The 15,312-nt window shown below is 65.2% G+C and carries 16 protein-coding genes and 1 tRNA gene; 3 read left to right on the top strand and 14 right to left on the bottom strand.

The annotated features are described in order from the left end of the window. Positions 1-4: 4 nt before the first annotated feature. From nuoH to ACQR0U_RS25410, 10 genes are all read right to left on the bottom strand, one after another. Positions 5-1,075 carry an NADH-quinone oxidoreductase subunit NuoH gene (gene nuoH, locus ACQR0U_RS25455; RefSeq protein ID WP_315711556.1) on the bottom strand — a complete coding sequence of 357 codons (1,071 nt, stop codon included), beginning with the start codon at positions 1,073-1,075 and terminating at the stop codon, positions 5-7. Positions 1,076-1,085: 10 nt separating this feature from the next. Continuing rightward, positions 1,086-3,155, bottom strand: coding sequence for an NADH-quinone oxidoreductase subunit NuoG (nuoG, locus tag ACQR0U_RS25450; protein WP_316188235.1), 2,070 nt, complete (start codon positions 3,153-3,155; stop codon positions 1,086-1,088). 99 nt (positions 3,156-3,254) lie between these two features. Then, positions 3,255-4,580, bottom strand: a complete 1,326-nt coding sequence (gene nuoF / locus ACQR0U_RS25445; RefSeq protein WP_315711552.1) for an NADH-quinone oxidoreductase subunit NuoF — start codon at positions 4,578-4,580, stop codon at positions 3,255-3,257. 22 nt (positions 4,581-4,602) lie between these two features. Next, positions 4,603-4,818: a hypothetical protein gene (locus tag ACQR0U_RS25440; protein WP_315711550.1), complete on the bottom strand. Its 216-nt coding sequence runs from the start codon at positions 4,816-4,818 to the stop codon at positions 4,603-4,605. Beyond that, positions 4,815-5,426 (bottom strand): NADH-quinone oxidoreductase subunit NuoE, encoded by a 612-nt coding sequence (gene nuoE / locus ACQR0U_RS25435; RefSeq protein WP_172109602.1) that lies wholly within the window; start codon positions 5,424-5,426, stop codon positions 4,815-4,817. The genes ACQR0U_RS25440 and nuoE overlap by 4 nt, the downstream gene beginning before the upstream one ends. A 14-nt stretch (positions 5,427-5,440) precedes the next feature. Continuing rightward, the gene (locus tag ACQR0U_RS25430) at positions 5,441-6,400 is read right to left on the bottom strand and encodes an FkbM family methyltransferase (protein WP_316194901.1); all 960 of its coding nucleotides are present in this window, start codon (positions 6,398-6,400) and stop codon (positions 5,441-5,443) included. Next, positions 6,400-7,596 (bottom strand): NADH-quinone oxidoreductase subunit D, encoded by a 1,197-nt coding sequence (locus ACQR0U_RS25425; protein WP_315711546.1) that lies wholly within the window; start codon positions 7,594-7,596, stop codon positions 6,400-6,402. The genes ACQR0U_RS25430 and ACQR0U_RS25425 overlap by 1 nt, the downstream gene beginning before the upstream one ends. Positions 7,597-7,610: 14 nt before the next feature. Continuing rightward, entirely contained in the window at positions 7,611-8,216 is a 606-nt protein-coding gene (locus ACQR0U_RS25420; RefSeq protein ID WP_315711544.1) for an NADH-quinone oxidoreductase subunit C, read from the bottom strand. 12 nt (positions 8,217-8,228) lie between these two features. Further along, positions 8,229-8,813 carry a NuoB/complex I 20 kDa subunit family protein gene (locus ACQR0U_RS25415; RefSeq protein ID WP_173424458.1) on the bottom strand — a complete coding sequence of 195 codons (585 nt, stop codon included), beginning with the start codon at positions 8,811-8,813 and terminating at the stop codon, positions 8,229-8,231. Further along, a complete protein-coding gene (locus tag ACQR0U_RS25410) occupies positions 8,810-9,175 on the bottom strand; it encodes an NADH-quinone oxidoreductase subunit A (RefSeq protein ID WP_008964559.1) in 366 nt (121 codons plus the stop codon). Before ACQR0U_RS25410 ends, ACQR0U_RS25415 begins: the two co-directional genes overlap by 4 nt. 589 nt (positions 9,176-9,764) lie before the next feature. Between ACQR0U_RS25410 and ACQR0U_RS25405 the strand changes: the two genes are divergently transcribed. Continuing rightward, the gene (locus ACQR0U_RS25405; RefSeq protein WP_315711542.1) at positions 9,765-9,965 is read left to right on the top strand and encodes a hypothetical protein; all 201 of its coding nucleotides are present in this window, start codon (positions 9,765-9,767) and stop codon (positions 9,963-9,965) included. Between the two features lie 194 nt (positions 9,966-10,159). Here the strand turns inward: ACQR0U_RS25405 and ACQR0U_RS25400 are convergent. Next, a tRNA-Asp gene (locus tag ACQR0U_RS25400) sits at positions 10,160-10,236 on the bottom strand. Positions 10,237-10,917: 681 nt separating this feature from the next. Here ACQR0U_RS25400 and pepT point away from each other — a divergent pair. Then, the gene (pepT, locus tag ACQR0U_RS25395; RefSeq protein ID WP_316194899.1) at positions 10,918-12,174 is read left to right on the top strand and encodes a peptidase T; all 1,257 of its coding nucleotides are present in this window, start codon (positions 10,918-10,920) and stop codon (positions 12,172-12,174) included. A gap of 17 nt (positions 12,175-12,191) precedes the next feature. Here pepT and ACQR0U_RS25390 read toward each other — a convergent pair whose 3' ends face one another. Both ACQR0U_RS25390 and ACQR0U_RS25385 read right to left on the bottom strand, forming a co-directional pair. Further along, entirely contained in the window at positions 12,192-13,049 is an 858-nt protein-coding gene (locus tag ACQR0U_RS25390) for a class I SAM-dependent methyltransferase (RefSeq protein WP_316170110.1), read from the bottom strand. 112 nt (positions 13,050-13,161) lie between these two features. Next, a complete protein-coding gene (locus ACQR0U_RS25385) occupies positions 13,162-13,923 on the bottom strand; it encodes a hypothetical protein (protein ID WP_316170109.1) in 762 nt (253 codons plus the stop codon). Between ACQR0U_RS25385 and ACQR0U_RS25380 the strand changes: the two genes are divergently transcribed. Next, on the top strand, positions 13,922-14,749 hold the full coding sequence (locus tag ACQR0U_RS25380; protein ID WP_316165222.1) for a metallophosphoesterase family protein: 828 nt from the start codon (positions 13,922-13,924) through the stop codon (positions 14,747-14,749). The genes ACQR0U_RS25385 and ACQR0U_RS25380 overlap by 2 nt on opposite strands. Here ACQR0U_RS25380 and ACQR0U_RS25375 read toward each other — a convergent pair. After that, positions 14,688-15,173, bottom strand: coding sequence for a Crp/Fnr family transcriptional regulator (locus ACQR0U_RS25375; RefSeq protein WP_316165221.1), 486 nt, complete (start codon positions 15,171-15,173; stop codon positions 14,688-14,690). The genes ACQR0U_RS25380 and ACQR0U_RS25375 overlap by 62 nt on opposite strands. Positions 15,174-15,312 lie beyond the last annotated feature (139 nt).

Below are 15,312 nucleotides of genomic sequence, written 5' to 3'. Positions count from 1 at the left end.
AGCCTCATTTCGGCGCGATGCCGGCGAAGTGCAGCACGCCTGCGACGATGACCACCATGGCCAGCGACAGCGGCAGGAACACTTTCCAGCCCAGTCGCATCAACTGGTCGTAGCGGTAGCGCGGCACGATCGCTTTCGCCATCGCGATCAGGAAGAACATGAAGAACAGCTTGAGCGAGAACCAGATGACGCCCGGCACCCAGTTGAACGGCGGCAGATCGATCGGCGGCAGCCAGCCACCCAGAAACAGGATCGTCGCCAGCGCGCACATCGTGGTGATCGCGACATACTCGCCGAGCATGAACAGCAGATACGGCGTCGAGCCGTATTCCACCATGAAGCCGGCAACGAGCTCCGATTCCGCCTCGACGAGATCGAAGGGCGGACGGTTGGTCTCGGCCAGCGCCGAGACGTAGAATACCACGAACATCGGGAACAGCGGCCAGACGTACCAGTTCAGGATCGTCAGCTGCGGCAGGCCGATCAGGCTCGCAAGCCCGCGGGCATGCTGCGCCTCGACCACCGCCGACAGGTTCAAGGTGCCGGCGCAGAGCAGCACGGTGATGATGACGAAGCCGATCGAGACCTCGTAGGACACCATCTGCGCCGCCGAGCGCAGCGCCGCCAGGAACGGATACTTCGAGTTCGACGACCAGCCGGCCATGATGATGCCGTAGATCGACAGTGACGAGATCGCGAAGATGAAGAGAATGCCGACATTGATGTCGGCGATCGCCCAGCCGAGATTGGTCGGGATCACCGCCCAGGCCGCCAGCGCCAGCACGCAGGACACCAGCGGTGCCAGCAGGAACACGCCCTTGTTGGCGCCGGCCGGAATGATCGGCTCCTTGAGCACGAACTTCAGCAGGTCTGCGAACGACTGGAACAGGCCCCAGGGCCCGACCACGTTGGGACCCCGGCGGATCTGCACCGCCGCCCAGATCTTCCGGTCGGCCAGCAGGATGTAGGCGATCGCGACCAGCAGGACGACGAGCAGCAGGACGCTCTGCGCGACCATGATGATCAGCGGCCAGAGGAAGCCGGTCCAGAACGAGCTTGCGAAGAAATCAGCCATCAGGTCACGCTCACTCCGCTGCCGTCAGCATCTGCCCGGAAGCCAGACGGGAACATTCCGCCATGACCGCCGATGCGCGCGCGATCGGATTGGTGAGATAGAAGTCGTCGATCAGCGGCTTGAACGGTGCCTTCTCGAGGTTGCCGCCCTTGCCAGCCAGGGTCTTGATGTCGGCGATCTTGCCCGCCTCGATCTGGTCGACGCGGCCAAGATGCGGCACGGCCTTGATGATCGCAACGCGCAGCGCGGCCAGCGAGTCGTAGCCGAGCTTCCTGCCGAGCACGTCGGACAGCGCCCGGATGATCGCCCAGTCCTCGCGTGCCTCGCCCGGCGGGAATGACGCCCGGCCCGTCATCTGCACCCGGCCCTCGGTGTTGACGTAGAGCCCGGACTTCTCGGTGTAGGCAGCCCCCGGCAGGATGACATCGGCACGATGGGCACCGCGGTCGCCATGGGTACCGATGTAGACGACGAAAACGCCCTCGGGCACATCGACCTCGTCAGCGCCGAGCAGGAACATCACGTCCATGGTGCCGAACGTCGTCATCTGCGCAGCCGTGAGGCCGGTTCCGTTGAAGCCGATGTCGAGGGCGCCGACCCGCGAGGCGGTGTCGTGCAGCACGGCAAAGCCGTTCCAGTCGTCGCGCACGGCGTTGACGTCCATCACGATCTTGGCGGCCAGCGACAGGATCGCGCCGCCATCGTGGCGCGCGGCGGCGCCGGCGCCGACCAGCACGATCGGGTTCTTGGCGTTGCGGAAGGTGGTCGCAAACGAGTGCTTGCCGGCGGCGACGTCGCTCAGCGAGTCCGTGCCCGCGCCGATGTGCTCATAGGCATAGGTCAGGTCGGCCTTGGGACCGACCACGCCGACCTTGAGCTGGCCCGAGCGCCAGCGCTTGCGGATGCGGGCGTTGAGCACGGCCGCTTCCTTGCGCGGATTGGCGCCAATGATCAGGATCGCGTCGGCCTGCTCGATACCCGCGATGGTCGGATTGAACAGATAGGACGCACGGCCGAGCTTGGCATCGAAGCTGTCACCGCCTTGCACCGCGACGTTGGTCGAGCCGAGCTTGGCGAGCAGATCCTTGAGCGCGAACATCTCTTCGACCGCGGCGAGATCGCCGGCGATCGCGCCGATGCGCTTGCCGTCGATGCGCGACAGCTTGGTGGCAATCGCCTTGAACGCCTCCGGCCAGGAGGCGGCGCGCAGCTTGCCATCCTCGCGAACGTAGGGACGATCGAGCCGCTGCGTGCGCAGGCCGTCGACGACATGGCGGGTCTTGTCGGAGATCCACTCCTCGTTCACGGCATCGTTGATGCGCGGCAGGATGCGCATCACCTCGCGGCCGCGGGTGTCGACACGGATCGCCGAGCCCACGCCATCCATGACGTCGATCGACTGCGTCTTGCCGAGCTCCCAGGGGCGTGCGGCGAAAGCGTAGGGCTTCGAGGTCAGCGCACCGACCGGGCAGATGTCGACCAGATTGCCCTGCAGCTCCGAACTCAGCGCCTGCTCGAGATACGTCGTGATCTCCATGTCCTCGCCACGGCCGATCGCGCCCATTTCCGGCACGCCGCAGACTTCCGCCGAGAAGCGGACGCAACGCGTGCACTGGATGCAGCGGTTCATCGAGGTCTTGACCAATGCGCCGAGATACTTGTCCTCGACGGCGCGCTTGTTCTCGGCGAAGCGGCTGGTGTCCACACCATAGCCCATCGCCTGGTCCTGCAGGTCACACTCGCCGCCCTGGTCGCAGATCGGGCAGTCCAGCGGATGGTTGATCAGAAGGAATTCCATCACGCCTTCGCGCGCCTTCTTGACCATCGGCGACCGCGTCGAGATCTCCGGCGGCTCGCCCTTCGGGCCCGGCCGGCAGTCGCGCACGCCCCAGGCGCAGCTCGCGACCGGTTTCGGTCCGCCCTTCACCTCGACGAGGCACATCCGGCAGTTGCCGGCGATCGACAGCCGCTCATGATAGCAGAAGCGCGGGATCTCGGCGCCCGCCGCCTCGCACGCCTGCAACAGCGTGTACTCCGGCGGCACATCGATCTCTTTGCCATCGATGATGATCTTGGTCATTGCCTCACATCTCTCTCAAACCACGGACCACCGCGCCGCTGCGCACCGTGAGGGCGCGAGCGCGGGGAAAACGTTGCTGGCGAACCGGGCCGCCATCACCTACTCCGCCGCTACCATGTGCGCGGGATCGCGCACGCCCACGTCGTCGACATCGGCCTTGTGCGAATACTGGTCAATGCGCGCCTCGATCTCGTGACGGAAATGCGTGATCAGCCCCTGGATCGGCCAAGCTGCCGCGTCGCCCAGCGCGCAGATCGTGTGGCCCTCGATCTGCTTGGTGACTTCGAGCAGCATGTCGATCTCGCGCTTGTGCGCCCGGCCCTCGGCCATGCGCGTCAGCACGCGCCACATCCAGCCGGTGCCCTCGCGGCACGGCGTACACTGGCCGCAGCTCTCATGCTTGTAGAAGTAGGAAATGCGCGCGATCGCCCGGATCAGGTCGGTCGACTTGTCCATCACGATCACGGCCGCGGTGCCGAGGCCGGAGCGCAGCTTCGACAGGCTGTCGAAATCCATCGGCGTATCGATGATCTGCTCGGCCGGCACCATGCGCACGGACGAGCCGCCGGGGATGACCGCCTTCAGATTGTCCCAGCCGCCACGGATGCCGCCGCAATGCTTCTCGATCAGCTCGCGGAACGGGATGCCCATCGCCTCTTCGACGTTGCAAGGCCGCTCGACGTGACCGGAGATGCAGAACAGTTTTGTGCCGACATTGTTCGGACGGCCGATGCCGGCAAACCACGCGGCGCCGCGGCGCAGGATGGTCGGCGCCACCGCGATCGACTCGACGTTGTTGACGGTGGTCGGGCAGCCATAGAGGCCGACGTTCGCTGGGAAAGGCGGCTTCAGCCGCGGCTGGCCCTTTTTGCCTTCGAGGCTCTCCAGCAGCGCGGTCTCCTCGCCGCAGATATAGGCGCCGGCGCCATGCGCGACATAGAGATCGAACGGCCAGCCATGGATGTTGTTCTTGCCGATCAGGTTGGCCTCATAGGCCTGATCGATCGCCGCCTGCAGCCGCTCGCGCTCGCGGATGAACTCGCCGCGCACATAGATGTAGCAGGCATGCGCGTTCATCGCGAAGCTGGCCAGCAGGCAGCCCTCGACGAGATGATGCGGATCGTGCCGCATGATCTCGCGATCCTTGCAGGTGCCGGGCTCGGACTCGTCGGCGTTGACCACGAGGTAGCTCGGCCGACCGTCGGTCGATTCCTTCGGCATGAACGACCATTTCAAGCCGGTCGGGAAGCCGGCGCCGCCGCGGCCGCGCAGGCCGGAAGCCTTCATCTCGTTGATGATCCAGTCGCGACCTTTTTCGATCAGCGCCTTGGTGCCATCCCAGCTGCCGCGCCGGCGTGCGCCTTCGAGGCCCCAATCATGCAGGCCATAGAGGTTGGTGAAGATGCGGTCCTTGTCGTCGAGCATGATCAGACGGCTTCCTCGGGTGTCAGCGGTTCGACTGCATGGTGGCGATGAAGGCGGCGCAGCCGCCGAACACCAAGGCCCACAGCAGACTGGACTCCAGCGTCGCATTGAGCGCGAACCGCTGCAGCACGAAAATGAAAGCGGCGGCTGCGAGCGTATGCAGTGCCACGTAGCGCCAGTTCTTCATTGCGGCGCCCTCTTCGGTCAGGGCCGCAACGCGGGTGCGATTGCGGCTCATGTCTTCTCCTTCAGCGTGGTCGGCCCGCCCGCCGGCGCCGAGAACTGGCGGCCATTCTGCGGACCCGGCGTCGGCAGGTTGCCGGTCGCGAAGCCGTCGAGCACCTTGCCGAAGCTCTCCGGCGTCAGGTCCTCATAGGTGTCCTTCCAGACCTGCACCATCGGTGCGTTCACGCAGGCGCCCAGGCACTCGACCTCTTCCCAGCTGAAGTCGCCGTCCTTCGACAGGTGGAAGGGATCGTGATGGATGCGATGCTTGCAGACCTCGATCAGTTCTTCGGCGCCGCGCAGACGGCACGGTGTGGTGCCGCACACCTGCACATGCGCCTTCTTGCCGACCGGCTGCAGCTGGAACATCGTGTAGAAGGTCGCCACCTCGAGCACGCGGATGTACGGCATGCCGAGCATGTCGGCGACGACGCGGATGGCCGCCTCCGACACCCAGCCTTCGTTCTGCTCCTGCGCGCGCCACAGGATCGCGATCACGGCCGAGGCCTGGCGGCCTTCCGGATATTTCGCGATCTGCGCTTTGGCGAAGGCAAGGTTCTCGTCCGTGAACGCAAAGCTCGCGGGCTGGACTTCCTTCGGGGCAAGACGGCGGACGGACATGGCTCTTCAATCTTTCATTGCATGCGGCGCGCGGCACTTGCATTGAGCGCTGCGACGCGATTCTGCCAGAAGGCACTTGCAGTTCCGAACACGTTATAGCCGACGTGGGCGGACGCCTTGATCCGGTCGAGGATCGACAGCTCTGTCACGGTCTCGAGGCGGCCGCTTGCGGGGTCGTAGACCATCAGTTGCATCGGCGTCTGATCGAGGATGTAGCGCGAGACCGTATGGTTGCGATCCTGGCCGTGCTCCTCGCACAGGATCATGCTGTCGGTCGCGAGCAGCCGCGCCCCGCCCTTGATCGCCTCGATCTCGACGCCCTCGACGTCGAGCTTGATCAGGTACTTGCCGGAAGCGGCGACCTTGCCGTCGTCGATCAGATCGTCGAGCGCCATCACCGGCACCTGCTCGCCGCCGGCGTTGTCGCCGGCGATACTGAAGGCCTCGTGCTTGGTACCGGTGAGATGCGCGACGCCGCAGCGTTCGCCGATGGCGCACTTCATCACTTCGAAGCGGCCGCCGTTGATCTGCGCATTGTTCGCGAGCTTGGCGAAGTTCGCCGAGGACGGCTCGATCGCGATCGCCTTGTGCGCGCCGTAGGGCGTGCTCGACACCAGCACCGACCAGTAGCCGTAATTGGCCCCGCCGTCGATGAAGGTGTAGTCGACATCGACGGTGCCGAGAAACAGGAACTCGAGTTCGTCCTCATAGTGATAGTCGCGGTTGAGCAGCTTGCTCCAATAGCCGTCGCCATAGGGAAACTCGAACACGGCGTCCGGGTTGAGCTTCACCGCGATGTCGCGTTCGGGCAGCGCCAGCCGCAGCAGATTGGCACAGCGGTTGTAGCCGCGATGCGAGAAATGCGAGGAAATCTTCGAGCCGGTCGACAGCGCCAATGCAGCCGTGCGCTCCCAGAGGTTCGCTCCTTCGAGCGCTCCGGAAGCACGATCGAACTGGATCGGCGCATGGCCCATCAGCGGTCCACCTCTCCGAACACGATGTCGAGCGAGCCGAGAATGGCCGAGACGTCGGCGAGCAGATGGCCGCGGCAGATGAAATCCATCGCCTGTAGATGCGCGAAGCCCGGAGCGCGGATCTTGCACTTGTACGGCTTGTTGGTGCCGTCGGCGACGAGATAGACGCCGAACTCGCCCTTCGGCGCCTCGACGGCCGCATAGATCTCGCCTGCCGGCACGTGCACGCCTTCGGTGTAGAGTTTGAAGTGGTGGATCAGCGCTTCCATCGAGCGCTTCATCTCGCCACGGCGCGGCGGAGCGATCTTGTTGTCGGTGATCATCACCGGGCCCTGCCCGTCCGGTGCGCGCAGCTTCTGGATGCACTGCTTCATGATACGCACCGACTGGCGCATCTCTTCCATGCGGATCAGATAGCGGTCGTAGCAGTCGCCGTTCTTGCCGATCGGAACGTCGAACTCCATCTCGGCATAGACGTCGTAGGGCTGCGACTTGCGCAGGTCCCAGGCCGCGCCCGAGCCGCGCACCATCACGCCGGAGAAGCCCCACTCCCAGGCCTGCTTCAGGGTCACGACGCCGATGTCGACGTTACGCTGCTTGAAGATGCGGTTGCCGGTGAGAAGCCGGTCGAGATCGTCGACCACCTTCAGGAACGGATCGCAGAATGCGTCGATGTCGTCGATCAGCTTCGGCGGCAGGTCCTGGTGGACGCCACCGATGCGGAAGTAGTTGGCGTGCATGCGCGAGCCGGAGGCGCGCTCATAGAACACCATCAGCTTCTCGCGCTCCTCGAAGCCCCACAGCGGCGGGGTCAGCGCGCCGACGTCCATCGCCTGGGTGGTGACGTTGAGCAGATGCGACAGCAGCCGTCCGATCTCGGAGTAGAGCACGCGGATCAGCTGGCCGCGGCGCGGAACCTCGATGCCGAGCAGGCGTTCGGCGGCGAGGCAGAAGGCATGCTCCTGATTCATCGGCGCGACGTAGTCGAGCCGATCGAAATAGGGCATCGCCTGCATGTAGGTCTTGGTCTCGATCAGCTTCTCGGTGCCGCGATGCAGCAGGCCGATATGCGGATCGACGCGCTCGACCACCTCGCCGTCCAGCTCCAGCACCAGGCGCAGCACGCCGTGGGCCGCCGGATGCTGCGGACCGAAATTGATCGTGAAGTTGCGGAGTGCCGGGCTCTGCTCGTTCATGCTCGCGCTCCCACTCACTTCGTCGCCTTCTCATCGCCCGGCAGCGGATAGTCCGCACCTTCCCAGGGCGACAGGAAATCGAACTTGCGGAATTCCTGGTTGAGCCGCACCGGCTCGTAGATGACCCGCTTCTCCTGATCGTCGTAGCGCACCTCGACGAACCCCGTCGTCGGGAAGTCCTTGCGCAGCGGATGGCCGTCGAAGCCGTAATCCGTCAGCAGGCGGCGCATGTCAGGGTGGCCGACGAAGATCACGCCGTAGAGGTCGTAGGCCTCGCGCTCGAACCAATCGGCGCCCGGAAAGACATCGATCAGCGACGGCACCTGCGTCGTCTCGTCGGCCTCGGCCTTCAGCCGGATGCGCGCGTTCAGCGTCGGTGACAGGAAGTGGTAGACGACATCGAAACGCTTGGCGCGCTCAGGATAGTCGACCGCCGTGATGTCGGTGATGTTGACGAAGCGGAGAGCCGGATCGTCGCGCAGATGTGTCACGACCTCGACGATCCGGGCGGGCTCCACGTTCACCGTGAGCTGATTGAAAGCGACCGTATGGCCGATCGCGGCGCCCGGGAGCGCGCTTACGATCGTCTGCCCAAGGGTGTCGAGCCTGCCGTCGTCCATAACGAAAAACCTTCAGCGTTCGATGGTGCCGGTGCGCCGGATCTTCTTCTGCAGCAGCAGCACACCGTACAGCAGCGCTTCGGCGGTCGGCGGACAGCCGGGCACGTAGATGTCAATGGGAACGATGCGATCGCAGCCGCGGACCACCGAATAGGAATAGTGATAGTAGCCGCCGCCATTGGCGCACGACCCCATCGAGATGACGTAGCGCGGCTCCGGCATCTGGTCGTAGACCTTGCGCAGCGCCGGCGCCATCTTGTTGGTCAGCGTGCCGGCGACGATCATCACGTCGGACTGGCGCGGCGAGGCGCGCGGCGCGAAGCCGAACCGCTCGACGTCGTAGCGCGGCATCGAGACCTGCATCATCTCGACGGCGCAGCAGGCCAGGCCGAACGTCATCCACATCAGCGAGCCGGTGCGGGCCCAGGTGATGAGATCGTCAGCGGTGGCGACGAAGAATCCCTTGTCCGACAGTTCGTGCCTGACCTCGAGGAAATACGGGTCGTTGGCACCGATCGGCCTGCCGGTCGCGGGATCGAGAATGCCCTTCGGGGCCGGAGCGATCGCCGGCCCGGTCGAGGACGTGGTCGGGCTCAATCCCATTCAAGCGCGCCTTTCTTCCATTCGTAGGCAAACCCGACCGTCAACACGGCCAGGAACACCAGCATCGACCAGAAGCCGGCCGCGCCGAGCTTGCCGAATGCGACTGCCCAGGGGAACAGGAAGGCGACTTCGAGGTCGAAGATGATGAAAAGGATGGCAACCAGATAGAAGCGGACGTCGAACTTCATGCGGGCGTCGTCGAACGCATTGAAGCCGCACTCGTACGCGGAGAGCTTCTCGGGATCGGGCTGCTGGTAGGCGACCAGGAACGGCGCGATCAGCAGCACCACCCCGATGATGGCTGCGACACCTATGAAAACGACGAGGGGGAGATAGTTCTGAAGGATGCCGGTCATCGGCGCCACTTTCCTCTGCGGTTTCGGTGCAAACCGCAGACTCGTTGCATTGGAATTGGTCGAAGCCTTAGCGCAGCGCACCAAGCCGCGCAAGACAAGCCGTCTCGCCGGTGTCATCCCTCCCCACATTGCGGAAACCCGGACACACCGAGCAACGGCGCCGCGGATGACGCGTGCAGGAGCCGCATTGCAGACCCGCAGCATTACGGTGCCGCACGGTCCAACGCAGGACGCTGAGGCGATCAGCAATCGCGAGGACGCACGCCGGTGTGCGCAGGCTGGCTGGTCGGAGACGGATGCGGATCAGCGCTCGATCGGGAGATCCAAACGAGGCGACGGGACCGTCACCCGATAGGCTTCCGTTACCGCGGGAGATGGTCACGAAGGGCCACCGGATCAAGATCATCCACGGCCGCCGTCGATACCGGCACCGCCGCGCGCTGTTAGCCCCGGCCGCATACTCCCGATTGCCGCCGCGGCGGCTGCAACCGATGAAACCATTTTGAGGAAACGAAGAAACGGGATCGAAACAAAGCGGGGGTACATGTCCAGGCAACAAAGTGGCGCTCTGAGACGCCGGGAGGCTGACATGAACCACTCGCTGCATTCCGCAGACCGATCGACCCATCTGAAGATCGTCGTCGTTGCCCTGGTCGCCGGCATCGCGGTGACCGCTTTCGGCATCGCGACCCGCGCCAACGTCGACTACAGCCAGACGGCATCGCACGTCGTGAAGGCAGGCAAGCCGGTGACCATGACGAGTTCCAGCGACTCGATGGTCGTCCGCTGAGGCCACTGCTCCGCTGCCATCTGACGGCAATCGCAGGCCACCCGCCGGGTGGCCTTTTTCATGCCCGATCGGAAAATCGGCGACGGAGCACTTGCAGTCCGGCGGAGCGCCAGGTCGTAGACGGGAAGGGATCGCGCGGCGGCGCTGATTGCGCCAGCGGACGGATCATATCGAAAGCTAAGCCATTGAAAACATGGCGCGAGAGACGGGGCTCGAACCCGCGACCTCCGGCGTGACAGGCCGGCGCTCTAACCAACTGAGCTACTCCCGCGTGATCGCGAAATCCGCGGAGGAGTGCGACTTAAAGGGGCGATGTTTCGAAGTCAAGGACAATGAACCGACAGCTGTGCGAAGTCCTTGATGGGGGAGCAATGCAGGACGCCCGATCTCCTTGGCTGGGCCCGGGCAGCCGACGTTAGTCGCCGCACGGTGATGGGCCAAATCGACCTGTCCCGCGTCTCTCCTTCCGGACCGCGGCAACCCCGCCCCGCGGCGGCGGCGCTGGCGGTCGCTTCGCGACGACGTCGCAGGCCGGATATGGCAAAATGGGCGCCAAGTCCGACCGCGCATGCTTCCGACCGGGCATTGAAATTTCCGGCCGCGGTCCCCACCGAGGCGCACTTGCTGACCAGGAAGCGAGTGAGAGGAGATTCCTCGCGGACGCTGCCCACGAATCGCCCGCCACCGGTGCGAGGAAGATGAGCTTCGAATCGCCGGAGTCGGTATCCTGCAGGTGGCGCGCGCCGGAGTGCGCAATCCTGCTGTCGGCGAGGCGGTGCTGATCAACGCCGGCCCGCGACCCGCCGTATTCCGCACGGGAGCTGGCGGACGATCTTTGATCAGAGCGGAAACCATTGATAGGTTGCCACCCCCTGGTATCTGGCATGCAATAACTGATATATTAGTATACTGATACCTCCAGTAACGTCTCCCTCTCTCTCTCTTGGTGCCCATGTCCGACCCGCTTCGCAGCTACACCCACTCCGTCACCGAGCGCCTGCTCCGCTACGCCGCGATCGACACCCAGTCGGACCCGACGTCGCCGACCTGTCCTTCGACGCTCAAACAGAAGAATCTCGGCCGGATGCTCGCAGCCGAGCTGCAGGCAATGGGCCTCTCGGACGCCCACCTGGACGACCATGGCTACGTCTATGCGACCATCCCCGCCACCACCGACAAGGCCGTGCCGGTGATCTGCTTCTGCTCGCACATGGACACGTCGCCCGATTGCTCCGGGGCCAACGTGAAGCCGCAGATCGTGCGCAACTACCAGGGCGGCGACATCGTGCTGCCGGGGGACCCGAGCCAGATCATCCGTGCGGCTGAGCATCCTGCATTGAAGGACCAGATCGGCAACGACATCGTCACCACCGACGGCACCACCCTGCTCGGGGCCGATAACAAAGCCGGCATCGCCGAGATCATGGACGCGGCGCAGTTCCTGATCAGCAATCCGCAGATCAAGCATGGCACCATCAAGATCCTGTTCACGCCGGACGAGGAGATCGGCCGTGGCGTCGACCGGGTCGACCTGAAGAAGCTCGGCGCCGACTTCGGCTACACGATGGATGGCGAAACCGCCGGCAACATCGAGGACGAGACCTTTGCCGCCGACGGCGCCACCATCCTCATCAACGGCGTCAGCGCCCATCCCGGCTTTGCCAAGGGCAAGATGGAGCACGCGATCAAGATCGCGTCCGCAATCGTCGATCGGCTCCCGAAGGATGGCTGCTCGCCGGAGACGACGGAGGGCAAGGAAGGCTTCCTGCATCCGGTCGGGATCTCCGGCGCGCTCGAACAGGCGCGACTCGACTTCATCGTGCGCGATTTCAGCGAGCAGGGCCTGCGGCAGAAGGAAGCGCTGCTCGAGGACATCGTCAGGGATGTCCTGAAGGACTATCCGCGCTCGAGCTATCGGATGGAGGTTCGGCAGCAATACCGCAACATGAAGGAGGTCATCGATCTGCATCCGGAGATCGTGACCTATGCCGAGGAGGCGATCCGCCGCGCCGGCCTGACGCCGGTCAAGACATCGATCCGCGGCGGCACCGACGGTTCGCGGCTGTCGTTCATGGGACTGCCCTGCCCCAACATCTTTGCCGGCGAGCATGCCTTCCACTCGCGTCTCGAATGGGTCAGCGTCCAGGACATGGAGAAGGCGGCGCAGACCATCATCCATCTGGCGATGATCTGGGAAGAGCGATCCTGAGCGCCGTCCGGCGCGCGTCAGACGCGCGCCGTCACCAGCCAGATCGAGCCGGCGAGCGTCACGCTGTCGCCGCGTACATGCTGCGTCAGCAGCTCGCGGACCGACTGCCGCGCCGCCTCGCGCGTCTCCTGGGGATGCCCCTCCAGCGCGCGGCTGGCGGGGCCGATTTCGAAGGCCGACTCCACTGCCGCCTCGAGACCCTGCCCGCGGGCGATGTCGAGTGACAGCGCATGCGCCTCCAGCGCGACGTCGCTGAAGCCGGCCTCGCCCAGGATCCGCGCCACTCGCGCTTCGGATGCGAAGGCGAACGGGCCGGGATCCTCCGGCGCCATCTCCGGCAGCTTCGGGACGTGACGATAGACCGCCTGCAGCGGCGCGATCATCCAGGGATTGGCCTTCGGCTCGCGCCAGCAGGCGAACACGACCCGGCCGCCCGGCTTCAGCGCACGGCGGATGTTGGCGAACGACGCCACCGGATCGGCAAAGAACATCACCCCGAACCGCGACACCAGCAGATCGAAGCTCGCCGGCGCGAACGGATGCACGGTGGCGTCGGCCAGCACGAACTCGGCGGGAAGCCCGGCCGGCGCCACCGCGCGCGCCCGCTCGAGCATCGGTGCGGAGATGTCGACGCCGAGAACGGAGCCGCCGGGCGCCGCCTGCCCGGCCAGTGCGATCGACAAACCACCACAGCCGCAGCCGATGTCGAGAATGCGATCACCCGGCTTGGCGGCGATACGCTCGATCAGGATCTGCGACACCGGTGCGAGCAGGATATCCTGCGCCTCCTGGCGATCGGACCAGCGCTGGCCGCCGGGCCCGTTCCAATAGGCGATCTGGTCGGCGTTGCGGTCGTCCCCTGCCGGCAATTGCATGATGTGCCCTGTCTGATTGAGGTCATCGCAAGAGCCGGCATGGCGCATGCAGCCGCCTGTCCTGTCAAGGCACGAGGCCGCGATGCGCTTGAGGAAGAAAGTGGGCCGTTCCTCACCACGGTTCGGAGAGACTTTCGCCGATGGCGAGAGCGCTCCAACGTCGGCTCAGACGCGCGAACTCCTGTCGGATGGCGTCGCGCCGCGCCGGCGTGTAGGCCGCGCGCTCCTCCGCTGACATCCCGTCCAGCAGACTGCGCGCCGACGGTGCCATCTCGGCCCCGCGCGCCCGCAGCGCCGGATCGTCAGCCTGCTGCAGCCAGTCCTGCCAGCACACATATGTAGCGCGCTCGGAGCGGGCATAGTCCTCGCTGCGTTCCGGCATCAGGCGCTGGTCCTTGGTCTCATGCCTGCGGCGCAGCCGCGCGGCCTCGCGGGACGAGGTCGCATGCGGGACCAAATGAAAGGTCCCGGCCGTGCCGCCGGCCGCGAGCCGCCCGAATACGGCGCCGTCAATCCCGAGATGCTTTTCGACGATGAAGTGTTGCAGATCATGCGGCATCCAGGGATCGAAGCCAGGCGCCGGGCTCATTTCGAGGGTGTGTCCGTCGCCGAGCGTCGCGCGCACCGCGTAGCGGCGTTCGCCGGTGCGGACGAAGGAAACAGTCATTGGCGGTCGCGGACGACGAGACATGGACACTCGCAATTGGCAGCTGCGGCTGAACAACGGCCCCATCATACCGCCGCGGGTGAGGGATCGATAGATGCGCGCGGACCTGCTGGCGAGCGCCGTAGCGCAATGCAATAGCGGGACAGCCTCTGGTGTCGCCGGGTCTGGTCTCGCTCTTGCTTCGATCAGGTGCGTCAGGAGCCACATGCGCGCACTCATCGTTGCCGATCTTCATTACTCGCTGCCGCAGTTCGACTGGCTGGTGGCGGCTGCCGATCATTTTGATGCGGTGGTGTTCGCCGGCGATGCGCTCGATCTCGCCTCGATCGTCGACATTCGCGCCCAGATCGTGGTCGTGAAGACATATCTCGCGCTCCTGGCGGCCAAGACGCGGGTCATGATCTGCTCGGGCAATCACGACCTGGAGGAGCGCAACCCGGATGGCGAGAAGATCGCGGCCTGGATCAGGACGGTCCGCGAGCTCGGCATCGCAGCCGACGGCGATGACCTTCTGATCGGCGACACGCTGTTCTCGGTTTGCCCATGGTGGGACGGTCCTCTCGTCAAGGCCGCCATCGCAAGCCAGCTCGATGCCGCCGCGAGGCGCGACACAGCCCGCTGGATCTGGGTGCATCATGCGCCGCCGGCCAACTCGCCGGTGAGCTGGGGCGGCAAGCGCTTCTTCGGCGACACCGAGCTCGAAGGCTTCATCGCGCGGCACCGCCCGGCGATGGTGATCTCCGGCCACGTCCACCAGTCGCCCTTCATCACGGATGGGTCCTGGTTCGATCGCGTCGGTGAGACTTGGGTCTTCAACACCGGGCGGCAACCCGGGCGACCGCCGACCTACATGGTGCTCGACACCGACGAAGGGCGCGCCTTCTGGTTGGCGGCGGGGCAAGCCGAATGGATCGATCTCGCCGGCCCCCTGCAACGCCCGGCGCAGCCGGTGACGGCGGCGCCGGACTGGCTCAGAGTCGTGGATCGGATTCCAGATCCGTTCCTGGCGAAACCTGCTGCGGCGGCAGGTTGATCATGCCCTGCAGCACCTCGCCGACCATCGAAAGATGGGTGCCATGGCCGGCATATTGCCGCTTCAGGTCGGCGAGATAGCTGTTGGCGACGTTGAGGCGCTGCGCCAGCATGCGCGCAATCGCGAGCGTCGCCTCGGGATTTTCACTGAGGAAGCGTGGCGCATCCGGGATCTCGTAGATCCGGCAATCGACGAGCGCCCGCACGGTCGCCGTGTGCGGCTGCTCCAGCAGGAGCGACATCTCGCCGAACAGCGCGCCCGGCTCGGAGATGACGGCCACCGTGGCGCCGGCCTTGATCACCTCCAGCTCTCCGTCGAGCAGGATGTAGAGATGCCCAGTGTTGTGCCCCTCCTCGAGCAGCATGGTGCCCGCCGGAATGGCGCGCTCATGTCCGCCGGTGCAGTGGCGCAGGAAGTCGGTCATCGGTTCGCCCGCGATGTTCACGCCGCGCGCCAAGCTAGCCGAAGAACGGTTCATCGCCACGCGAAATCGTCCGGGCGCTTCGCACCAGCTGTCGCAAAGGATTTTGAACCCTTGTCCGAATTGAGCACTCGGCGGCGCC

This window comes from Bradyrhizobium sp. HKCCYLRH3097 (assembly GCF_051167875.1).
Classification (GTDB): Bacteria; Pseudomonadota; Alphaproteobacteria; order Rhizobiales; family Xanthobacteraceae; genus Bradyrhizobium.
This window is presented reverse-complemented; position numbering and strand designations above follow the sequence as displayed.